This window comes from Croceimicrobium sp., assembly GCF_965228705.1.
Taxonomy (GTDB): domain Bacteria; phylum Bacteroidota; class Bacteroidia; order Flavobacteriales; family Schleiferiaceae; genus Croceimicrobium.
Genome location: NZ_OZ245832.1, coordinates 3792579 through 3813890, shown reverse-complemented (window position 1 = coordinate 3813890; position 21312 = coordinate 3792579). Strand labels below are relative to the sequence as shown.

34 protein-coding genes are annotated in these 21312 nt (G+C 44.3%); 1 reads left to right on the top strand and 33 read right to left on the bottom strand.

Annotation, left to right across the window (positions count from 1 at the left end; translation table 11 throughout):
* Positions 1 to 47: 47 nt before the first annotated feature.
* Entirely contained in the window at positions 48 to 1415 is a 1368-nt protein-coding gene (locus tag ACO05P_RS17135) for a hypothetical protein (protein WP_421752728.1), read from the top strand.
* A 50-nt stretch (positions 1416 to 1465) separates the two neighbouring features.
* On the opposite strand, the gene ACO05P_RS17130 is transcribed toward ACO05P_RS17135, so the two are convergent.
* The 33 genes from ACO05P_RS17130 to fusA all read right to left on the bottom strand — a co-directional run bounded on the left by ACO05P_RS17130 (position 1466) and on the right by fusA (position 21289).
* Complete coding sequence (locus tag ACO05P_RS17130; RefSeq protein WP_421752727.1) at positions 1466 to 2770, bottom strand: citrate (Si)-synthase, eukaryotic; 1305 nt, start codon at positions 2768 to 2770, stop codon at positions 1466 to 1468.
* Positions 2771 to 2779: 9 nt separating this feature from the next.
* Positions 2780 to 4063: a phosphopyruvate hydratase gene (gene eno / locus ACO05P_RS17125; protein WP_210757895.1), complete on the bottom strand. Its 1284-nt coding sequence runs from the start codon at positions 4061 to 4063 to the stop codon at positions 2780 to 2782.
* A 3-nt stretch (positions 4064 to 4066) separates the two neighbouring features.
* The gene (carA, locus tag ACO05P_RS17120; protein WP_421752726.1) at positions 4067 to 5176 is read right to left on the bottom strand and encodes a glutamine-hydrolyzing carbamoyl-phosphate synthase small subunit; all 1110 of its coding nucleotides are present in this window, start codon (positions 5174 to 5176) and stop codon (positions 4067 to 4069) included.
* Between the two features lie 103 nt (positions 5177 to 5279).
* Positions 5280 to 5849 (bottom strand): 50S ribosomal protein L17, encoded by a 570-nt coding sequence (gene rplQ, locus ACO05P_RS17115; protein ID WP_421752725.1) that lies wholly within the window; start codon positions 5847 to 5849, stop codon positions 5280 to 5282.
* Between the two features lie 7 nt (positions 5850 to 5856).
* Positions 5857 to 6849 carry a DNA-directed RNA polymerase subunit alpha gene (locus ACO05P_RS17110; RefSeq protein ID WP_421752724.1) on the bottom strand — a complete coding sequence of 331 codons (993 nt, stop codon included), beginning with the start codon at positions 6847 to 6849 and terminating at the stop codon, positions 5857 to 5859.
* A 24-nt stretch (positions 6850 to 6873) separates the two neighbouring features.
* On the bottom strand, positions 6874 to 7479 hold the full coding sequence (gene rpsD / locus ACO05P_RS17105; protein WP_421752723.1) for a 30S ribosomal protein S4: 606 nt from the start codon (positions 7477 to 7479) through the stop codon (positions 6874 to 6876).
* 23 nt (positions 7480 to 7502) lie between these two features.
* Positions 7503 to 7895 carry a 30S ribosomal protein S11 gene (gene rpsK, locus ACO05P_RS17100; protein WP_210757890.1) on the bottom strand — a complete coding sequence of 131 codons (393 nt, stop codon included), beginning with the start codon at positions 7893 to 7895 and terminating at the stop codon, positions 7503 to 7505.
* A gap of 12 nt (positions 7896 to 7907) precedes the next feature.
* Positions 7908 to 8285: a 30S ribosomal protein S13 gene (rpsM, locus tag ACO05P_RS17095; protein WP_421752722.1), complete on the bottom strand. Its 378-nt coding sequence runs from the start codon at positions 8283 to 8285 to the stop codon at positions 7908 to 7910.
* Positions 8286 to 8297: 12 nt separating this feature from the next.
* Complete coding sequence (ykgO, locus tag ACO05P_RS17090; protein WP_210757888.1) at positions 8298 to 8414, bottom strand: type B 50S ribosomal protein L36; 117 nt, start codon at positions 8412 to 8414, stop codon at positions 8298 to 8300.
* 4 nt (positions 8415 to 8418) lie between these two features.
* Positions 8419 to 8634: a translation initiation factor IF-1 gene (gene infA, locus ACO05P_RS17085; RefSeq protein ID WP_210757887.1), complete on the bottom strand. Its 216-nt coding sequence runs from the start codon at positions 8632 to 8634 to the stop codon at positions 8419 to 8421.
* Between the two features lie 13 nt (positions 8635 to 8647).
* Positions 8648 to 9991 carry a preprotein translocase subunit SecY gene (secY, locus tag ACO05P_RS17080; protein ID WP_421752721.1) on the bottom strand — a complete coding sequence of 448 codons (1344 nt, stop codon included), beginning with the start codon at positions 9989 to 9991 and terminating at the stop codon, positions 8648 to 8650.
* A gap of 9 nt (positions 9992 to 10000) precedes the next feature.
* Positions 10001 to 10450, bottom strand: a complete 450-nt coding sequence (rplO, locus tag ACO05P_RS17075) for a 50S ribosomal protein L15 (RefSeq protein ID WP_421752720.1) — start codon at positions 10448 to 10450, stop codon at positions 10001 to 10003.
* Positions 10451 to 10474: 24 nt separating this feature from the next.
* Complete coding sequence (rpmD, locus tag ACO05P_RS17070) at positions 10475 to 10657, bottom strand: 50S ribosomal protein L30 (protein WP_421752719.1); 183 nt, start codon at positions 10655 to 10657, stop codon at positions 10475 to 10477.
* Between the two features lie 11 nt (positions 10658 to 10668).
* A complete protein-coding gene (gene rpsE / locus ACO05P_RS17065) occupies positions 10669 to 11193 on the bottom strand; it encodes a 30S ribosomal protein S5 (RefSeq protein ID WP_210757883.1) in 525 nt (174 codons plus the stop codon).
* A 9-nt stretch (positions 11194 to 11202) separates the two neighbouring features.
* A complete protein-coding gene (gene rplR / locus ACO05P_RS17060; protein WP_421752718.1) occupies positions 11203 to 11556 on the bottom strand; it encodes a 50S ribosomal protein L18 in 354 nt (117 codons plus the stop codon).
* Between the two features lie 7 nt (positions 11557 to 11563).
* Positions 11564 to 12115 carry a 50S ribosomal protein L6 gene (gene rplF, locus ACO05P_RS17055; RefSeq protein ID WP_421752717.1) on the bottom strand — a complete coding sequence of 184 codons (552 nt, stop codon included), beginning with the start codon at positions 12113 to 12115 and terminating at the stop codon, positions 11564 to 11566.
* Positions 12116 to 12125: 10 nt separating this feature from the next.
* Entirely contained in the window at positions 12126 to 12524 is a 399-nt protein-coding gene (gene rpsH / locus ACO05P_RS17050; RefSeq protein WP_210757880.1) for a 30S ribosomal protein S8, read from the bottom strand.
* A 12-nt stretch (positions 12525 to 12536) separates the two neighbouring features.
* A complete protein-coding gene (gene rpsN / locus ACO05P_RS17045; protein WP_421752716.1) occupies positions 12537 to 12806 on the bottom strand; it encodes a 30S ribosomal protein S14 in 270 nt (89 codons plus the stop codon).
* A 3-nt stretch (positions 12807 to 12809) separates the two neighbouring features.
* The gene (gene rplE / locus ACO05P_RS17040) at positions 12810 to 13358 is read right to left on the bottom strand and encodes a 50S ribosomal protein L5 (RefSeq protein ID WP_421752715.1); all 549 of its coding nucleotides are present in this window, start codon (positions 13356 to 13358) and stop codon (positions 12810 to 12812) included.
* Positions 13358 to 13678, bottom strand: coding sequence for a 50S ribosomal protein L24 (rplX, locus tag ACO05P_RS17035; RefSeq protein WP_210757877.1), 321 nt, complete (start codon positions 13676 to 13678; stop codon positions 13358 to 13360). The genes rplE and rplX overlap by 1 nt, the downstream gene beginning before the upstream one ends.
* 11 nt (positions 13679 to 13689) lie before the next feature.
* Positions 13690 to 14058, bottom strand: coding sequence for a 50S ribosomal protein L14 (rplN, locus tag ACO05P_RS17030; protein WP_421752714.1), 369 nt, complete (start codon positions 14056 to 14058; stop codon positions 13690 to 13692).
* 3 nt (positions 14059 to 14061) lie between these two features.
* On the bottom strand, positions 14062 to 14322 hold the full coding sequence (gene rpsQ, locus ACO05P_RS17025) for a 30S ribosomal protein S17 (protein ID WP_210757875.1): 261 nt from the start codon (positions 14320 to 14322) through the stop codon (positions 14062 to 14064).
* A gap of 14 nt (positions 14323 to 14336) precedes the next feature.
* The gene (gene rpmC / locus ACO05P_RS17020; protein ID WP_421752713.1) at positions 14337 to 14537 is read right to left on the bottom strand and encodes a 50S ribosomal protein L29; all 201 of its coding nucleotides are present in this window, start codon (positions 14535 to 14537) and stop codon (positions 14337 to 14339) included.
* A gap of 13 nt (positions 14538 to 14550) precedes the next feature.
* Positions 14551 to 14973, bottom strand: a complete 423-nt coding sequence (gene rplP / locus ACO05P_RS17015; protein WP_421752712.1) for a 50S ribosomal protein L16 — start codon at positions 14971 to 14973, stop codon at positions 14551 to 14553.
* A 24-nt stretch (positions 14974 to 14997) separates the two neighbouring features.
* Positions 14998 to 15723, bottom strand: coding sequence for a 30S ribosomal protein S3 (gene rpsC, locus ACO05P_RS17010; protein ID WP_210757872.1), 726 nt, complete (start codon positions 15721 to 15723; stop codon positions 14998 to 15000).
* Positions 15724 to 15727: 4 nt separating this feature from the next.
* Positions 15728 to 16162, bottom strand: coding sequence for a 50S ribosomal protein L22 (gene rplV, locus ACO05P_RS17005; RefSeq protein ID WP_421752711.1), 435 nt, complete (start codon positions 16160 to 16162; stop codon positions 15728 to 15730).
* 9 nt (positions 16163 to 16171) lie between these two features.
* Positions 16172 to 16453 (bottom strand): 30S ribosomal protein S19, encoded by a 282-nt coding sequence (gene rpsS, locus ACO05P_RS17000; protein WP_210757870.1) that lies wholly within the window; start codon positions 16451 to 16453, stop codon positions 16172 to 16174.
* Between the two features lie 6 nt (positions 16454 to 16459).
* Entirely contained in the window at positions 16460 to 17284 is an 825-nt protein-coding gene (gene rplB, locus ACO05P_RS16995; RefSeq protein WP_421752710.1) for a 50S ribosomal protein L2, read from the bottom strand.
* Positions 17285 to 17286: 2 nt separating this feature from the next.
* A complete protein-coding gene (gene rplW / locus ACO05P_RS16990; protein WP_421752709.1) occupies positions 17287 to 17577 on the bottom strand; it encodes a 50S ribosomal protein L23 in 291 nt (96 codons plus the stop codon).
* Positions 17578 to 17583: 6 nt separating this feature from the next.
* Positions 17584 to 18210: a 50S ribosomal protein L4 gene (gene rplD / locus ACO05P_RS16985; protein WP_421752708.1), complete on the bottom strand. Its 627-nt coding sequence runs from the start codon at positions 18208 to 18210 to the stop codon at positions 17584 to 17586.
* A complete protein-coding gene (gene rplC / locus ACO05P_RS16980) occupies positions 18210 to 18836 on the bottom strand; it encodes a 50S ribosomal protein L3 (protein WP_421752707.1) in 627 nt (208 codons plus the stop codon). The genes rplD and rplC overlap by 1 nt, the downstream gene beginning before the upstream one ends.
* 31 nt (positions 18837 to 18867) lie before the next feature.
* Complete coding sequence (rpsJ, locus tag ACO05P_RS16975) at positions 18868 to 19173, bottom strand: 30S ribosomal protein S10 (RefSeq protein ID WP_210757865.1); 306 nt, start codon at positions 19171 to 19173, stop codon at positions 18868 to 18870.
* A gap of 13 nt (positions 19174 to 19186) precedes the next feature.
* Entirely contained in the window at positions 19187 to 21289 is a 2103-nt protein-coding gene (fusA, locus tag ACO05P_RS16970; protein ID WP_421752706.1) for an elongation factor G, read from the bottom strand.
* Positions 21290 to 21312: the final 23 nt, after the last annotated feature.

The following is a 21312-nucleotide window of genomic DNA, read 5'->3' as shown; positions in this document are numbered from 1 at the left end:
TAAGGGTTGAAATAGGCCAATTCATTTGGAGGAATTACTTTAGCCCTATGCGCATTCTGATTCTCCTTTTACTTTGCTCCTCTCTTTATAGTCAAAGTGCTGTTTGGCAGAACTTTGGACCTAATCAAAGATTGGAAACTGCTGCCAAACTTTGTTTAGATCCCAATGGCAATATCTATTACCTGGCCAATGGTGATACCAACCAATTTCCCGGTAACAAATGGCAACTTTATAAGCTCGACCCCCAGGGTCAGGTTCTTTGGAAAAAGATATACGGAACTACCGGAAACTATGCAGCCTCGCAAATTATTTCCCTACATGAAAAATTATTCGTGGCTGGCGAAAGGTCTTGGAACGACACCAACCAAGCCTGGGTGTCTGTCCTTGATACGGCCGGAGTCCTTCTCCAAGAAAAGCGTTTTGGTTCTGGCGACACCACTTTGGCAGGTCAAGACATTGCAGCCAATCCGCTAAACCAAATTGCTTTGCTAAATCAAATGCGCAGCCAAAGTGGTGCCGAGCAAAGTGCCCAAGTCTTAATCCTGGATACCGCTTTAAATATCCTACATCGCCATATTCAAATTGATACCCTCTCCTTCGTGGCCCAAGAAATTATTGCCTTGCCTTCCGGCGGATGGGCTTATACCTCCGACTATGAGCTGGCCACTCGTTTCGACTATCTCGTCACGAAAATTAATAATCAAGGACAACAGCTTAATCGTAAAATTGTCTCCAGCGGTTTTACAAGAGGAGGTAATGCCATTGGTATTAATTCTAAAGGGCAAATTGCTATTGGAGGCGAAGGTGCCTCAGCTCTATCCGTATATTTTGATATTACGCTTACCCTTCTAGACACTAATCTAAATGTACTCTCCGATGTGTTTGTTCGACCAGGTGTAACTAAGAATGACGCCTGCTTTGATATGGCAATTACACCTTATGACACCTACCTCTTTACCGGCTATCGAATTGCCCCGGAAAATGGCCAAACCGAAATGATTGTAGTTGAAAGTGATTCCGCTGGTAATCGACTCTTTATTGACAGCCATTCAAGTTCCCCTACCTGCATTGGTAGCGGCTTAGTTTGTGATAATCAAGGACTTTTCTTTGCTGCGGGTTCGGATTTCAATCAGGCCCCTAGCCTTATTTTAGCTCGCGGCCAGGCCAAAGGACTATCTCGAGATCTGTATTCTTCCGCTCCGCTTTTATCGGCCTATCCCAATCCCTCCACCGGGCATTTTCGAATCAATAAAGAACTAAATGCGGATGACTGGGTACTTATAGATGCCTACGGAAAAAAACACCCTTTCAAGATCAGTGGCAAAGACCTGCACATTGATGCGCCGGCAGGGATTTATTATTTGACCTCTTCCAGGCAACTGATTTCTTTAAAACTTCAAATTCTAGCCCAATAAAAAAGGCTGCTCAATTTGAACAGCCTTTTTCTATATCTATAAAGAATGGACTAAGCGTCGTATTCTTCTTTCAACAATTTAGTGGTAGTAGATCCCGGACGCTCGATAGGCATACCTAAAGCGCGATCCCAGATTAAACTGGCCAGAGTTCCTAAAGAACGACTCACACCAAATAATACGGTATAGAAGTCATACTCGGTTAATCCATAATGCATCAATAACTGTCCGCTATGGGCATCCACATTTGGCCAAGGGTTTTTCACCTTACCCAATTCTTGCAATACATTAGGAACTACTTCGTAAATACGGCTGATCAGCTGGAATAATTCATCCTCAGGCATATGCTTTAAGGCAAATTCACGCTGTGCGGTGTAACGAGGATCCGTCTTACGCAATACGGCGTGACCAAATCCTGGAATCACCTTGCCTTCGTCTAAGGTCTTACGCACATAGGCTTCAATGGCATCTTTAGTAGGTAAGCCACCTCCTAATTCGTCGCGCATGGCTAAGGTCCAGCGAATTACTTCCTGATTTGCCAATCCGTGCAATGGTCCTGCTAATCCGTTCATACCAGCTGCAAAAGACTGATAAGCATCACTCAAGGCAGATCCTACCAAGTGAATGGTATGACCGGATACATTACCACCTTCATGGTCGGAGTGAATGGTAAGGTAAATGCGCATTAATTCGCGGAATTCCTCATCATTAAACCCAAGCATATGAGCGAAGTTACCACCCCAATCCAAGCTTGGATCCGGAGCAATATGATCGCCATTATGGTAGGTACGACGGTAGATATAAGCTGCAACTTGTGGAAGACGAGCAATGAGGTTCATTACATCCTCAAAGGTAGGTTGCCAGTAGTCTTTTTTATTAATTCCATCGCGGTAAGCGGTGTGGAATTCACTTTCAGTGCGTAAGGCCATGATACCGGATACGAACTGAGTCATAGGATGGGTATCGGTTGGCAAAGCATCTAATACCTTAAATACGTGAGCCGGTACTTCTGCTCTTTTTTGCCATTCCTTAGTTACCGCTTGTACAGCTTCTGGGGTGGGAAGCTCATCGAATAACATCAGATAAAAGATCCCTTCGGGAAGAGGTTCGTTTCCACCGGGAGCCTTAGGTAAAAGGTCTTGCAATTCGGGGATGGAATATCCGCGGAAGCGAATACCCTCGGCTGGATCTAATTTGGAGGTTTCGGTGATCAGTGCTTTTACACCGCGCATACCGCCGTAAAGCTGACTGATCTTCACCTCACCCACTACTTTATCCCCATGCTTAGCAAGGAAATCTTTGATCTCAGCTGCCGCCGAATCTATTTTAGTAGAAAAGTGCTGTTTTAAATTTTCCATTTACGAATACTATTTTTTAATGAATTTGAATTGGGTACCGAGGTATTTAGCGCTCTCGCCTAACATCTCCTCGATACGAAGCAATTGATTGTACTTTGCCATACGATCACTGCGTGAAGCTGAGCCGGTTTTGATCTGACCGGTATTAAGAGCTACTGCCAAATCAGCAATGGTAGAGTCTTCTGTTTCTCCACTACGGTGACTCATTACACAAGTCATATTATTGGCTTGTGCCAGACTTACCGTTTCAATGGTTTCTGTTAAAGTTCCAATCTGGTTCACTTTAATCAAAACAGAATTAGCCGCTTTTTGATCAATCCCTTGTTGAACGCGTTCCACATTGGTTACGAATAAATCATCTCCAACTAATTGTACGCGATCACCAATAGCTGCATTCAATTGTGTCCAACCGGCCCAATCATCTTCATGCAGTCCATCTTCAATCGAAATAATGGGGTATTTGTTCACCCATTCGGTCCAATAAGCGACCATTTCTTCACTGCTGCGCTTGGCGCCATCACTAAAGTGGTACATCTTATCATCAGCGTGATAAAATTCACTGGCGGCGGCATCCATGGCTATGTAAATCTCTTCTCCAGCTTTAAAGCCCGCTCTTTCAATGGCCACCAATACGGTTTCAATCGCCTCTTCATTGGATTGAATATTGGGGGCAAAACCACCCTCATCTCCAACATTGGTACTGTACCCTTTTTCCTTCAGTACACTTTTCAAGTGATGGAAAATTTCCGTTCCCCAGCGTAATCCTTCTGAGAAACTCGAGGCACCGAAAGGCATGACCATAAATTCCTGAAAGTCGATGGCATTATCAGCATGCTCCCCGCCATTCAGGATATTCATCATAGGCACGGGTAAAGTGCGGGCATTTACCCCTCCTACATAGTTATATAATGTTTGGCCGGTTTCACTTGCAGCAGCTTTTGCCACGGCTAAGGAAACGGCTAAAATGGCATTCGCTCCTAATTTGGCTTTATTGGGCGTACCATCCAGATCCAGCATACGCTGATCAATATCCGCCTGGTCGGTAACGAACATGCCAATAATCTCGGGAGCGATCAATTTATTCACGTTATCCACGGCATTTTGCACGCCTTTACCCATCCACTGATCTCCACCATCGCGAAGTTCAACTGCTTCATGTACACCGGTAGAAGCTCCGGAGGGAACTGCAGCACGCCCCAGGGCGCCGCTTTCAGTAATTACATCGACTTCTACTGTAGGATTACCGCGACTGTCGAGAATCTGACGGGCGTGAATGCCGGAAATGATTGCCATTTTTTAGGATTTAGATTGTTTCAGTTGTTCTACGAATTGATCAAAAAGGTATTCAGAATCGTGCGGCCCTGGGAATGCCTCAGGATGATATTGCACGCTGCTTACCGGTTTATTTTTCAGGCGAATGCCTTGCACACCATCATCATTTAAGTGACGGTGAGTTAATTCTATTTCTGCATGTTCCTCAACGGCATCCATGCTCACAACGAAGCCATGGTTTTGGGTGGTAATTTCTCCCTTACCGGTTAAGATATTAAGTACCGGATGGTTAATACCACGGTGCCCTTGATGCATTTTATAAGTGTTTAAGCCTTGTGAAATGGCAATCAGCTGATGCCCCAGGCATATACCAAATACCGGGTATCCTGAATTCACCATATCATTTACAATGCTTACCGTATTCTGCATAGCAGCCGGATCTCCGGGACCATTGGATATAAACAATCCATCAGGAGCCCAGGCCTTCATTTCTTCCAAAGAAGTATTCATCGGAAACACTTTCATATAGCAACCGCGATTAGCGAAATGACGCAGGATATTGCGTTTTACGCCTAAGTCTAAAACGGCAAGCTTATACGCTGCATCTTCTTCACCGAAATAATAAGCTTCGGTGGTAGCCACCTTGGAAGATAACTCCAAGCCTTCCATTGATGGCACTTCTTTAAGTTGAGCTTTCAGAGCTTCGAGATCTTCGGTCTCGGTGCTAATAATAGCATTCATAGCCCCTTTGCTGCGGATATGACGTACCAAGGCGCGGGTATCCACATCTGAGATCACCAATTTGCCATTCTCTTCGAAGTACTTCAAAAGAGAATTAGTAGCGCCTACCCGACTGTGATCGAAGCTGAAGTTCTTACAAATTAATCCGGCAATCTTAATAGAGTCGGACTCCACTTCATCGTCTTTCACGCCATAATTACCAATATGGGCATTGGTCGTAACCATCAACTGGCCATAATAACTGGGATCGGTGAAAATCTCCTGGTAGCCGGTCATACCGGTGTTAAAACAAATTTCGCCGGTAGAGCTTCCATCTAAACCTACCGATCTTCCCCAAAATGTAGTTCCATCTTGCAGGACTACTACTGCTTTCTTACGTGTAAAATTGGCCATCTTTCAAAAACTCTTCAAAGTTAATTCCTAAAGCAATCATCCACAAAAAAAGGGATAAGAACTAATGCTCTTATCCCTTTTCTATACGTTAAAAGAAATTCAATTACTCGCCTTTCTTTTCTTCTTCATTCGATTCTTCAGCAGGAGCTTCAGGAGCTTCGGCCTTTGGAGCCTCTTCTACTGCTGGAGTTTCCTCTACTACTTCTTCAGTTGCCGCTTCAACAGCCGGAGTTTCCTCTTTCTGAGTTTTTCCGGAACTGCCACGACGACGACGCTTAGACTTAGTAGCTTCTTTTTTGGCACTGGTGTAGATTTCGTTGAAATCAACCAGTTCGATCATACACATCTCGGCATTATCACCTAAACGGGTACCGGTTTTAATGATACGAGTATATCCACCAGGACGATCACCAACTTTGGCTGCAACCTCACGGAACAATTCAGTTACCGCATTTTTATTCTTCAAGTAAGAGAATACAATACGACGGTTGTGAGTGCTGTCGGTTTTTGATTTAGTGATCAACGGCTCCACAAACAATTTCAAAGCTTTGGCTTTGGCAACGGTGGTATTAATACGCTTGTGTTCAATAAGGCTGTTTGCCATATTGGCCAGCATAGCCTTGCGGTGTGCTGACTTTCTACCGAGATGATTTATTTTCTTTCCGTGTCTCATCGGTTAACTAGTCCTTGTCTAATTTGTATTTAGAGATATCCATACCGAAGCTTAATCCCTTGCTTTCCACTAATTCGTCGAGTTCAGTAAGAGATTTCTTACCGAAGTTGCGGAATTTCATCAGATCGCTCTTGGTGTAAGTCACCAGGTCTCCCAAGGTATCAACTTCAGCTGCTTTTAAGCAGTTCAATGCACGAACTGAAAGGTCCATATCCACCAATTTGGTTTTAAGCAATTGGCGCATGTGCAGGATTTCTTCGTCGTACTTATCAGCCTCAGAAGAGGAGTTATCCTCTAAGGAGATTTTTTCATCACTCACCAACATAAAGTGTTGGATCAAGATTTTAGCGGCTTCAGTAAGTGCTTTCTTAGGATGAATAGAACCATCAGTGGTGATGTCTAAGATCAACTTTTCGAAGTCAGTCTTTTGTTCCACACGATAGTTTTCGATGCTGTACTTCACATTTTTGATGGGAGTATAGATAGCATCTACAGCGATGGTTCCAATAGGAGCACCACTTTTCTTATTTTCCTCAGCAGGCACGTAACCACGACCTTTCTCAACGGTGATGTCCATGGTAATGGTTACTGAAGGATCGAGATTACAAATTACCAGGTCTGGATTCAGTACCTGGAATGAGCTGGCGAATTTACCGATATCACCCGCGGTGATACGTTCTTGGCCGCTAATGCTCACATTGATATTCTCAGTTTCGTTCTCCTCAATTTGACGCTTAAAGCGTACTTGTTTAAGGTTAAGAACGATTTCAGTAACGTCTTCTACCACACCTTTAATGGTGGAGAACTCGTGATCCACTCCTTCAATGCGAACAGAAGTGATGGCGAAGCCCTCCAGTGATGACAAAAGAACCCGACGCAAAGCGTTTCCTACGGTGAGACCGTATCCGGGCTCCAAAGGCCTGAACTCAAATTGACCTTCTGTATCGGTCGCTTGATTCATAATAACCTGATCAGGCTTCTGGAAATTTAAAATCGCCATAAGGGTAGGGATTAAGATTATTAATTATTTAGAGTACAATTCTACGATGAGCTGCTCCTTAATGTTTTCAGGAACTTGAGCTCTCATAGGTACGCTCAGCATTTTACCGCTGTGTGAAGACTCATTCCACTCTAACCATTCTAATGGTTCTTTACGAGTAGCTAATGAATCGGATACCACTTGAAGTGATTTGGATTTCTCGCGTACAGCGATAATATCTCCCACTTTCACGTGATAAGAAGGAATATTGTTCACCTCACCATTAACAGTGATATGACGGTGACCTACCAACTGACGTGCGGCACGACGAGTTGGAGCAATCCCTAAACGGTACACGATATTGTCTAAGCGGCTTTCGCACAATTGCAGTAATACCTCACCGGTAATACCTTTCGCACGTGAAGCACGGTCAAACATATTCGCGAACTGACGTTCCAGAATACCGTAAGTGTATTTTGCTTTTTGCTTTTCAGCTAACTGAATAGCATATTCCGATTTCTTCCCGCGACGACGGTTAGGACCGTGTTGACCGGGAGGATAGTTTTTTCTTTCTAAGGCACGATCAGGACCGAAAATAGGGTCTTGGAATTTACGTGCGATCTTGGAAACGGGGCCTGTGTATCTAGCCATTACTCTTTAATCTAAATCGGTGATTAAACTCTTCTTCTCTTGGGTGGACGACATCCATTGTGTGGGATTGGGGTTACGTCAACAATTTCAGTAACCTCTACTCCACTATTGTGGATGCTACGGATAGCGGATTCACGACCATTACCTGGTCCTTTTACGTAAACCTTTACCTTTTTCAATCCGTATTCTGCAGCTTTAGTTGCACAGTCCTCGGCTGCCATTTGAGCAGCGTAAGGAGTGTTTTTCTTAGAACCACGGAATCCCATTTTACCGGCGCTAGACCAAGAAATAACTTGACCGCGAGTATTGGTAAGCGAGATAATGATGTTATTGAATGTAGCGTTGATATGCGCCTCTCCGGCTGCTTCAACCACCACATTACGCTTCTTAGTAACTTTTCCTTGCTTCTTTGCCATGATGCGTCAATATTATTTAGTGGCCTTCTTCTTGTTGGCAACGGTCTTACGACGACCTTTACGCGTACGAGAGTTATTCTTGGTGCGCTGACCGCGAAGTGGCAAGCCGGCACGATGACGAATACCACGATTGCATCCAATATCCATCAAACGCTTGATGTTCAATTGGATTTCAGAACGCAGTTCACCTTCTACGGTGTAATTATCAGAAATAATTCGACGGATGGTGGTCAACTGATCGTCGTCCCATTCGCTAACCTTGATATTTGGGTCGATTTCGGCCTCTTCGAGGATCTTTACAGCACGGCTGCGGCCAATGCCGAAGATATAGGTAAGGCCAATCTCGCCTCGCTTATTTTTCGGTAAATCAATACCAGCAATTCTCGCCATATCAGCTAAATATTAACCTTGTCTTTGTTTGAACTTGGGATTCTTCTTGTTGATCACGTACAGCTTGCCTTTACGACGTACGATCTTGCAATCTGCACTTCTTTTTTTCAATGATGCTCTTACTTTCATAATCTTAGTAGCGGTAAGTAATACGACCTTTGCTTAAATCATAGGGTGACATTTCAAGTTTCACTTTGTCACCGGGTAAAAGTTTAATGTAGTTCATTCGCATTTTTCCGGAGATGTGCGCAGTAATAACGTGTCCATTCTCCAATTCAACCCGGAACATTGCATTACTCAATGCTTCTACAATGGTTCCGTCTTGTTCAATTGCCGATTGTTTCGCCATAGTGTTCTTCTCCTTAGAATGCGCTAACTGCTCTTCCTTTTAATTTTCCGTTTTTCATCAAACCATCATAATGACGGTTCAACAGGTAGCTCTCAATTTGCTGCAGCGTATCCAATACTACACCCACCATAATGAGCAAGCTGGTACCTCCGTAGAAATATGCGAACTGGGTATTTACACCAGCGATCATTGCGAAGGCTGGTAAAATGGCCAAAATGGCCAGAAAAATGGATCCCGGTAAGGTGATACGAGACAGTACCGTGTCCAAGAATTCTGCAGTTGCTTTACCCGGTTTAATGCCCGGAATAAAACCACCGTTGCGCTTCAGGTCTTCAGCCATTTGATTAGTGTTAACCTGAATTGCAGTATAGAAATAGGTAAATAAGATAATCAGTACGGCAAACACAAAGTTGTACCAGAATCCCTGAATATCACTAAAGGCTGTAATTAACCATCCGCCGCTCGCATCTTCACCAGCCGCGGTGTAGCTAAGGATGGTTACCGGAATAAACATAATCGCCTGCGCAAAAATGATCGGCATTACACCTGAAGCATTCACCTTAAGAGGAATATACTGACGTGCCATGTTTCCGGTAAAGGTGCGACCTCCAGTAGTACGCTTAGCATACTGTACAGGAACTCGACGTACCGCTTGTACCAGGGCAACTGCCAATAGAATTACAATAATTAAAGCTGCAATCTCTACCACAAAGAGTACCAGACCACCACCGCTACGCTCCAACTTGGAAACGAGCTCTTGTAGGAAAGCCTGTGGTAAACTGGCGATAATACCCACCATAATAAGGAGGGAGATACCATTACCAATTCCTTTGTCGGTAATACGTTCACCCAACCACATAGCGAAAATGGTACCTGCAGTAAGCACTACGATACTCAACAACCAGAAAGTTTGACCACTCACGGTTGTTTCAACACCTTGCGCCATTAGGTTGGCAACATAACCCGGAGCCTGAGCCATGGTAATACCAATGGTTAGAATCCGAGTAATTTGATTCAGTTTACGACGACCGCTCTCTCCTTCCTTTTGCATCTTTTGGATAGTAGGAACAGCCATACCAAGAAGCTGAATTACGATACTGGCAGAGATATAGGGCATAATCCCCAATGCCAGAATAGAGGCATTAGCAAAGGCTCCACCGGTAAAGGCATTCAAAATACCAATTAAACCACCATCAGCCTGACTTTGCAAAGAGGATAGGGTTTCGGTATTAACGCCAGGAAGAACCACATTGGAACCTAAGCGATAAATAAGCAAAAGACCTAAGGTTAAAAGAATCTTTTCCCTTAGTTCTTCGATTGCCCAGATATTCTTGATCGTATCGATAAATCGCTTCATGTTCCGGTATTATACAGTTTTAGCTTCGCCTCCTTGAGCCTCGATCGCTGCTTTAGCGCTGGCTGAGAAAGCATGTGCTTCTACGTTTAACTTAGCGGTCAATTCGCCACGTCCGAGGATCTTTACGCGATCACTCTTAGCGATCAATCCATTGTCGATAAGGTTTTGTACGGTTACATCACCACTTACTTTACCGTTGTCTACTAAAGACTGTAAAGTATCGAGGTTAATACCATTATACTCTACGCGGTTAGGGTTTTTAAATCCGAACTTGGGTACACGACGCTGCAATGGCATCTGACCACCCTCAAAACCAATCTTGGACTTATATCCACTGCGAGACTTAGCACCTTTGTGACCACGGGTAGAAGTACCACCATGTCCACTTCCCTCACCGCGAGCGATGCGCTTCGTGTTCTTTACAGAACCATCCGCAGGTTTTAAATTATTCAAGCTCATTATACTATCTTTCTATGCGTTAGCTTAGTTCAATTCTTCCACTTCCAACAGGTGTGCTACTTTACGCACCATACCTATAATCTGAGGAGTGGCTTCATGCTCAACCACTTGGTTCATCTTACGCAAACCTAAGGCCTCCAAGGTACGTTTTTGATCCTCAGGACGGTTGATTTTGCTGCGTACTTGTTTAACTCTGATCTTAGCCATGAAACAATTTCTTAACCGTTAAATACTTTATCCACGCTAATACCGCGAGTCTTAGCAATCGCACCAGCATCACGCAATGAAAGCAATGCGTCGAAGGTAGCTTTTACCACATTGTGAGGGTTAGAAGAACCTTTAGATTTGGCAAGTACATCATGTACACCAAGGCTTTCTAAAACCGCACGCATCGCACCACCGGCAATTACTCCGGTACCGTTTGATGCAGGACGAAGGAATACGCGGGCTCCTCCGAATTTACCATCCTGCTGATGAGGAATAGTATTCTTCACGAGCGGAATACGTACCAAATTCTTCTTGGCATCTTCGATACCTTTCTGAATGGCTTCGGATACTTCCTTGCTTTTTCCCAATCCGTAACCGGCAACCCCGTTTTCATCTCCTACCACAACGATGGCAGAGAAACCGAAGGTACGTCCACCTTTGGTCACTTTGGTTACCCGTTGAATGCCTACTACGCGATCGGTTAATTCCAGACCACTCGGCTTTACGCGTTGAATATTTTTGTGTCCTTTAATCATGGGATTTTCTTAAAATTTTAATCCACCTTCGCGAGCACCATCAGCCAAAGCTTTTACCCGTCCGTGATATAAATATCCACCACGGTCGAAGGCACAAGTTTCGAGGCCTGCTTCAGTGGCTTTCTTGGCCAAGGCAGCGCCTACGGCTTTCGCGATATCCGACTTGGTTCCCTCCTTGCTGATTTCTTTATCTAAAGAAGATGCAGCAGCTAAAGTTTTACCACTCACATCATCGATCAGCTGAGCGTAAATTTCTTTATTGGAACGGAAAACCGATAAGCGAGGAATACTGTTGGTTCCGCTTACTTTTTTACGAATCCGGCTGCGGATTCGGGTTCTTCTTTCTGTTTTAGTCAGTGCCATGTCTTAATTATTTACTAGCAGTTTTACCAGCCTTTCTACGGATGTACTCACCTACAAAGCGAACACCTTTTCCTTTGTAAGGCTCTGGCTTACGGAAAGAACGAATCTTAGCCGCTACCATACCAACCAGTTGCTTGTCGTGACTCTTAAGGATCACAATGGGGTTCTTACCTTTTTCAGATACAGTCTCCACTTTCACTTCTTGAGGAACCTCAAGTACGATATTGTGAGAGTATCCTAAAGAAAGATCCAGAAGTTGTCCCTGGTTGGTTGCACGATAACCTACACCTACCAGTTCTAATTTCTTTTCGAAACCTTCAGAAACACCAAGTACCATATTGTTGATCAAAGCACGGTACAGACCATGGTCGGCACGCGATTGCTTCTCATCATTCTTACGGTTCAGAGTGATGGTATTATCTTCGATGCTCAACTCCACACTGTTAGAAACAGTCTGCTGAAGCTCACCTAATTTACCCTTCACGGCAACCACACCGTCTTTGAAGCTTACTTCAACTCCGGCTGGGATACTAATGGGGGCTTTTCCTACTCGTGACATCTCTTAATTTTTAGTATACGTAGCAAAGAACTTCGCCACCTACATTCTCTTTACGGGCCTCTTTATCGGTCATTACTCCTTTCGAAGTAGATACGATAGCAATACCCAAACCATTGATTACCCTTGGCATGTTTGCACTGCCGGTATAAGTACGTAAACCAGGCTTACTTACACGCTTCAAAGAGCGAATAGCAGGCTCGTTGGTAATACGATCATATTTCAAAGCAATTTTGATAGTGCCTTGAGGTCCTTCTTCCAGGATTTTATGGTTCAGGATATAACCCTGATCCTGAAGAATTTTAGTGATCTCCTTCTTCAAATTAGAAGCTGGGATTTCCACTACTTTGTGTCCGGCCAAAATGGCGTTACGAACACGATTCAAATAATCTGCAATTGGATCTGTAATCATCTCTAAACCTTTTTACCAACTGGCTTTTTTAACTCCTGGGATCAGACCTTGGTTGGCCATCTCTCTGAAGGTTACCCGGTTAACTCCGAACTGGCGCATGTATCCACGTGGACGGCCGGTAAGCTTGCAACGATTGTGCAGACGCACAGGAGAAGCATTCTTAGGAAGCTTTTGTAAAGCTTCGTAATCACCGGCTGCTTTGAGCTCGGCACGCTTCTGAGCGTATTTGGCTACCAGCTTTTCGCGTTTGCGCTCGCGCGCTTTCATTGATTCTTTCGCCATGTCTTATTTTTTGAAGGGTAATCCAAAGTTCTTCAACAAGGCCAGCGCTTCTTTATCGGTATCAGCGGAAGTCACGAAAGTGATATCCATACCGGTAATGCGTGGCACTCTATCAATATTGATTTCGGGGAAGATGATCTGTTCGGTAATACCTAAGGTATAGTTACCACGACCATCAAAACCGTTATTCTTAATTCCGTTAAAGTCACGGATACGTGGCAATGCAGACCACAATAAACGCTCAAGGAATTCAAACATACGCTCACCACGAAGGGTCACTTTAGCTCCGATAGGCATGCCTTTACGAAGTTTAAAGTTTGAGATATCCTTACGGGAATAAGTAACGATCGCTTTCTGACCAGCAATCATAGACATTTGCTCAACCGCCTGCTCTACCAGTTTCTTATCACCGGTAGCTTCACCTACACCTTGAGAAAGAACAATCTTTTTCAAGCGAGGCACTTCCATGCGATTCTGATATCCGAATTCTTCGGTAAGAGCCGGAACAATCTGCTCCTGGTACTTATCTTTTAATTTGGTAGAAAAATCCATTACTTAATAATCTCTTGAGTTTTCTTTGAATACCGTACCAGTTTACCGTTCTCGTCAGCTTTACGACCTACGCGAGTGGGTTCACCATTTGCGGGATCGATCAACATCAATTTAGACAGATAAACAGGAGCTTCTACTTCTTCGATACCACCTTGAGGATCGGTAGCGCTAGGCTTCTTGTGTTTTTTCACCACATTGATACCTTCAACGATCGCCTTTCCTTTTTTAGGAAGCATCTCTAGTACTGTACCCTCCTTGCCTTTGTCTTCGCCGGAGAGAACAACTACTTTATCACCTTTTTTGATATGAAATTTGGCCATTGTTCTTTCGTTTAAAGTACCTCAGGGGCTAATGATACAATCTTCATATACTGTTTGTCGCGAAGTTCACGGGCAACCGGTCCGAAAACACGAGTACCACGCATTTCATTCTGCGCATTCAGCAATACACAAGCATTGTCGTCAAAACGGATATAAGATCCATCGGGACGACGAACCTCTTTTTTGGTGCGAACCACCACCGCTTTGGATACTTGTCCTTTTTTGGCATTACCGGAAGGAGTAGATTCCTTGATAGAAACCACGATGCGGTCTCCAACGGAAGCATAACGACGACCGGTACCTCCCAACACACGAATTACCAGAACTTCCTTGGCTCCGGTGTTATCCGCTACTTTAAGTCTAGATTCCTGTTGTAACATCGCTTACTTCGCTCTTTCAATGATTTCTACTAGTCTCCAGTTCTTGGTCTTGCTCAGGGGACGAGTTTCCATGATGCGTACGGTATCACCGATATTGCACTCATTCTTCTCATCATGAGCATGAAACTTCTTGGTAAGCTTAATAAACTTACCGTACATAGGGTGCTTTTGCTTTTTCTCTACCGACACCACGATGGACTTAGCCATTTTGTTGCTGGTAACTACCCCGATACGTTCTTTACGCAAGTTTCTTTTGTGTTCCATTTTGAACAGTCTTATTAAGATGCGCTTTCTTCAGTACGGGCACGAAGCTCTGTACTCAAGCGAGCGATCAACTTTCTTTTTTCTTTCAATTCCACAGGATTCTCTAAGGGAGAAATGTGGTGCGCCATACGCAACTTGTCGTAATTGATCTTCTCCTCAGCTACTTGATCGGAGATTTCTTGCGTGGTCATTTCTCTAATTACGGATGCCTTCATCTTTCAATCTTAATTAGGCACCGGTATAATCCCGGCGAACGATAAACTTACATTTAACGGGAAGCTTTTGAGCGGCCAAACGCAATGCCTCTTGAGCGATCTCCTGGTTTACACCATCAAGTTCGAAGAGGATACGTCCGGGACGTACAACAGCAACCCAGTGATCCAAGGCACCTTTACCTTTACCCATCCGTACTTCGGCTGGCTTTTTGGTAATGGGCTTATCGGGGAAAATACGGATCCACAACTGACCTTCACGTTTCATGTAACGGGTAGCTGCAATACGCGCCGCCTCGATCTGACGTGAGGTGATGAAAACCGAATCCATCGCTTTCAGACCGAAACTACCGAAAGCAATCTCGGCACCGCGCTGGGAGTTACCCTTCATGCGGCCTTTAAACTGCTTTCTGTGTTTTGTTTTCTTAGGTTGTAACATCTTTCAATATTTTAAGCGGTCCGCTTATTTTCTTTTTCTTCTGTTACGTCCGCCACCTGCATTGGCTCCACCAGCCGGTCCATTGCTTTTCTTAGCTGTACCGAATGGGTTGCTCAGGTCGCGCTTTCCGTATACTTCTCCTTTCATGATCCATACTTTGATACCCAAACGACCGTAGGTAGTGTGAGCTTCAGTCAAAGCATAGTCAATGTCTGCGCGGAAAGTGTGCAAGGGTGTACGTCCGTCTTTATACATTTCGGAACGCGCCATTTCCGCACCGTTCAAACGACCAGAAACCATAATCTTGATCCCTTCTGCTCCCATACGCATCGATGCAGCTATAGCCATTTTCACGGCACGACGGTAAGAGATACGTCCTTCAATTTGGCGGGCGATAGAATCAGCCACCAGTTTGGCATCTAGTTCAGGACGCTTGATCTCGAAAATGTTAATCTGAACTTCTTTCTTGGTGAGCTTTTTTAGCTCCTCCTTCAATTTATCAACTTCCTGACCACCTTTACCGATGATAATACCAGGACGACTGGTAGTAATGGTAATGGTAACCAGTTTAAGGGTACGCTCAATAATGATACGGCTAACGCTGGCCTTATTTAAACGTGCGTACAAGTAATTGCGGATTTTGGCATCTTCCGCGATCTTGTCGCCATAATTACGGCCACCGTACCAATTGCTATCCCAGCCGCGGATAAATCCTAATCGGTTTCCTATTGGATTAGTCTTCTGTCCCATGCGGTTATTCGTTTACTTCGTTAGATTCTGCGGCTGCTTCGTCGTTGTTACGAGCATCTACCACAATGGTTACATGATTACTGCGTTTGCGAATGCGATGTGCACGACCCTGAGGGGCGGCTTGAATACGCTTCAACATACGAGCGGAGTCAACCTGAATGCTAGATACATATAATCCTGCATCTTCGATACGCTCTCCTTCATTCTTCTGCTCCCAGTTGTTAATCGCTGAGCGCAATAATTTCTCCATGGGGATACTGGCATGCTTAGGGCTGTACTTTAAGAGGTACAAAGCTTTTTCAACATCCATTCCACGTACCATATCAGCTACCAAACGCATCTTGCGAGGGCTGGTTGGGTAATTGCGCAGCTGAGCAATCGCCACGTTTTTACGGGCTTCTTTTCTTGCTTCAGCAGATTGTTTCTTTCTAGATCCCATAACCTATTCTTAGCGCTTACCTTTATCTTTCTTATTACCACCGTGTCCACGGAAGGTACGAGTCAATGCAAATTCACCGAATTTGTGACCTACCATGTTTTCTGTTACAAAAACAGGAACAAAGGTTCTTCCGTTGTGTACAGCTATAGTCTGACCTACTGCTTCAGGAAAGATCATGGAGGCACGGCTATAAGTCTTGATTACCGACTTCTTACCGCTATCGGCTTGCGCCAATACTCGCTGCTCCAGCTTATGGTGAATAAAAGGACCTTTTTTTAGTGATCTCGCCATAGCTAATTACTTTTTACGTCTTTCAATGATATACTTGTTCGAAGCCTTCTTAGGAGTACGAGTTTTGTACCCTTTGGCTGGAATACCAGTACGTGAACGTGGATGGCCACCGCTGGCACGACCTTCACCACCACCCATGGGGTGATCTACTGGGTTCATCGCTACACCACGAACGCGAGGACGACGGCCTAACCAACGGCTACGACCTGCCTTACCACTGCGCTCTAATTGGTGATCTGAGTTTCCGATAGCACCAATAGTAGCTTTACAAGTAGTCAAGATCATACGGGTTTCACCGCTAGGCATTTTCACGATAGCATACTTACCATCGCGAGCCGCTAATTGGGCAAAAGATCCGGCAGAACGTGCAATGATAGCTCCTTGTCCAGGGCGCATCTCAATGCAACTGATTACTGTACCTAAAGGAATATTCTCCAGGAACATGGTGTTACCGATTTCAGGAGTAGCATCTTTACCACTTACTACCTGCTGCCCAACTTGTAAACCGTTAGGAGCGATAATGTAACGCTTCTCTCCATCTGCATAAAACAACAAAGCCACGCGAGCAGAACGGTTAGGATCATACTCGATGGACTTTACAGTTGCAGGAACGCCGTCTTTTTCGCGTTTGAAATCGATCACACGATAACGACGTTTATGACCACCACCCACTTGGCGCATGGTCATTTTACCACTATTGTTACGTCCGCCCGACTTAGACTTCCCTTTTACAAGAGATTTCTCAGGCTTGCTGGCGGTTACAGTTTCAAACTGACCTACAACCTTAAAACGCTGTCCGGGAGTAACCGGATTTAATTTTCGTACAGCCATGATTAAATTTCGCTATAGAGGTCAATAGTTTCACCACTGCGAACCTGCACAATGGCTTTCTTATACTTACCAGTGTTACCACGAGTAATACCTTGTTTGGTATAGCGGAACTTACGCTTACCTGGCATTACCATAGTTTTTACACTTTCTACGTTCACACCGTAGAGCTCTTCCACTGCCTTGCGGATCTCAACCTTGTTGGCATCCACCGCAACTTCGAAAGCAAAACGATTGTTGTCTTCGCTATCAGCGGTAGCCTTCTCAGTGATGATTGGTTTGATCAAAATGCCCATGGTTTACTATCTTAAAACAGTTTCAAGCTTCTCCAACGAATCTTCAGATAAAATCACAGTTTGCGCCTTCATTACAGCGTAAGTGTTTAATTCTGAAGCACTTATCACGTCGGAACCCTTAAAATTTCGGGACGACAAATATACAGCTTTATTTGACTCACCAAGCACCAGTAAAGATTTTTTGTCTTGGAGGCCTAAGGCGCTCAAAATCTGTACGTAGCTTTTAGTGTTTGGCTTGTCCATTTGAAGGGCTTCCAAAACCACAATATTTTGGTCAGCGGCCTTCTGTGCTAAAGCAGAACGACGGGCCAAAGCTTTCAACTTTTTGTTGAGTTTGAAACCGTAGTTACGAGGACGGGGACCGAATACGGTACCACCACCACGTTGTACAGGACTCTTTAATGATCCTACACGGGCATTACCAGTACCTTTCTGACGGAAGAACTTCTTAGTAGTACGAGAAATCTCTGCACGTTCTTTCGCTTTGTGAGTACCTTGACGCTTATTGGCAAGATGTTGTTTAACATCTAAATACAGGGCGTGCTCATTAGGCTCAATCGCAAAAATGTCATCAGCCAAGGTCACTTTACGTCCGGTATCCTTACCTTCTTTATTTAATACTGCTAATTCCATTACTTGGTGATAATTAAGATTGAGTTCTTAGGACCGGGAACCGACCCTTTAACAACCAAAAGGTTCTTATCGGCATCTACCTTAATTACACGGAGGTTCTCTACCATAGTCATAGCTCCTCCCATGCGTCCGGCCATTCGCATACCTTTAAATACGCGTGATGGATCCGAACCGGCACCAATTGAACCAGGAGCACGTAAGCGGTTATGCTGACCGTGGGTAGCTTGACCTACTCCACCAAAGCCATGACGCTTTACTACACCCTGAAAACCTTTTCCTTTTGATACACCGGAGATATCAACGAATTGTCCTTCGGCAAAAAATTGGTCTACGCTAATTGCTACACCTTCCTTCAATTCCACTTCTCCGAAGCTGGTATCGAATTCTTTTACTTTTTTGCGAGGGCTTACTCCAGCCTTCTTGAAGTGTCCTACCATAGCAGCAGGTACACGACTCTCTTTTTGTTCGCCGTAAGCTAACTGTACGGCTTCGTAACCGTCTTTCTCAGCGGTCTTGATCTGGGTTACCACGTTGGGCTCCACTTCGATGACGGTACACGGTAAGTTTTTACCGTTTTCGTCAAAGAGGCTTGTCATCCCGATCTTTTTACCGATCATTCCAGGCATTTGACAATCTATTTAAATTAATACTCTAAACTCAGACTTTAATCTCTACTTCCACTCCACTAGGCAACTCCAGCTTCATCAAGGCATCAATGGTCTTGGATGAAGAACTGTAGATGTCGAGCAAACGCTTGAAGGAAGACAACTGGAACTGCTCACGTGACTTCTTATTCACGTGAGGAGAACGCAATACTGTGTAGATACGCTTGTTGGTCGGAAGCGGAATAGGACCGTTCACGATCGCACCGGTACTCTTTACAGTCTTTACGATTTTCTCAGCACTCTTATCCACCAAATTGTGGTCGTAAGACTTAAGCTTAATGCGGATTTTCTGACTCATCTTCTTAATAAACTTATTCTTTGTTACCCTTAACCTTAGCAATCACATCCTCTGCGATGTTCTTAGGAGCCTCTGCAAAGTGAGAGAATTCCATAGTTGATGTCGCACGACCAGATGAATTGGTACGAAGGTCAGTTACATAACCAAACATTTCAGACAGTGGCACTTTGGCTTTGATCGCTTTTGAATTATTACGATCGCCCATGCCTTCTACCACACCACGACGACGGTTCAAATCACCTACGATATCACCCATATATTCTTCTGGAGTTAATACCTCCAACTTCATAATAGGCTCTAATAATACCGGATTGGCTTTAGGAACTGCGTTACGGAAGGCCATTTTGGCTGCAACCTCAAATGAAAGTTGATCCGAATCCACAGGGTGGAAAGATCCGTCCTTTAAGGTTACTTTAATACTATCTACAGGGTAACCAGCTAAAACGCCAGTAGACATAGCTTCTTTAAATCCTTTCTCTACTGAAGGGATAAATTCTTTAGGTACGTTACCACCTTTCACCTCATTAACGAACACCAATCCTGGTTCTTCGCTTTCACTAGGCTCAATGGTTACAATGATATCGGCAAACTTACCACGACCACCAGTTTGTTTCTTGTAAACTTCACGGTGATCTACAGAACCGTTGATCGCTTCTTTGTAAGATACCTGAGGAGCACCTTGGTTCACCTCAACCTTGAATTCACGTCTCAATCGGTCGATGATAATATCTAGGTGAAGCTCACCCATACCAGAGATTACAGTTTGACCAGTATCCTCATCTGTGTGTACACGGAAGGTTGGATCCTCTTCAGCCAATTTAGCTAAGGCCATACCTAATTTATCCACATCAGCTTTAGACTTAGGCTCTACTGCCAATCCAATTACTGGCTCTGGGAAGTCCATTGACTCAAGAACAATAGGAGCGTTCTCTGCACAAAGGGTATCACCAGTTTTAATGTCTTTAAATCCTACTAATGCACCGATATCTCCTGCACCCAGCTCATCAATTTGATTTTGCTTATTCGCGTGCATTTGGAAGATACGAGAGATACGCTCCTTCTTACCGGTACGAGTATTCAATACATAAGAACCGGAAGGAAGGGTACCTGAATAAGCACGGGTAAAGCACAAACGACCAACAAATGGGTCGGTAGCGATTTTAAATGCCAAACCACTAAATGGCTCATCAAAAGAAGGCTTACGCTTCTCTTCAACTTCAGTATCAGGGTTAGTACCAACGATAGCTTCAATATCTACCGGAGCAGGCATTAACTCCATTACCATATCAAGCATGGCCTGTACACCTTTGTTTTTAAAGGCAGAACCACACATCATAGGCACTACTTTGTTAGCGATAGTCGCTTCACGTAATGCGTCAAGGATTTCACGCTCAGTAAGAGAATCAGGATCCTCGAAGTATTTTTCCATTAAAGTATCGTCGAACTCAGCTACGGCCTCAAGTAATTTCTCGCGGTATTCAGTAGCTTCGTCTAACATATCAGCTGGGATTTCAACTTCTTCGAAAGTCATTCCCATATCTTCTTCATTCCAAACGATTCCACGGAAGTTGATCAAGTCAACCACTCCTTTGAAATCAGCTTCAGCACCGATAGGCAACTGAAGAGGAAGTGCATGAGAACCCAACATTTCTTTCACCTGACCACAAACGTTCAGGAAGTCGGCACCCTGACGGTCCATCTTGTTTACGAAACCAATACGTGGAACGTTATAGTTATTAGCCAAACGCCAGTTAGTTTCTGATTGAGGCTCCACACCATCAACCGCAGAGAACAAGAATACCAATCCGTCTAACACACGAAGAGAACGGTTTACCTCAACGGTAAAGTCAACGTGTCCGGGGGTATCGATAATGTTAATATGGTAGTTATCACCACGGTAAGGCCAGTTAAGGGTGGTGGCAGCAGAGGTAATGGTAATACCACGCTCTTGCTCTTGCTCCATCCAGTCCATGGTAGCGGCACCATCATGCACCTCACCAATTTTGTGACTTACCCCACCGTAATAAAGGATACGTTCGGTGGTGGTGGTTTTTCCCGCGTCGATATGCGCTGCAATACCGATGTTACGAGTGTATTTTAAATCTCTTTTTGCCATGATTTATCTTTCCTATTTGAGGG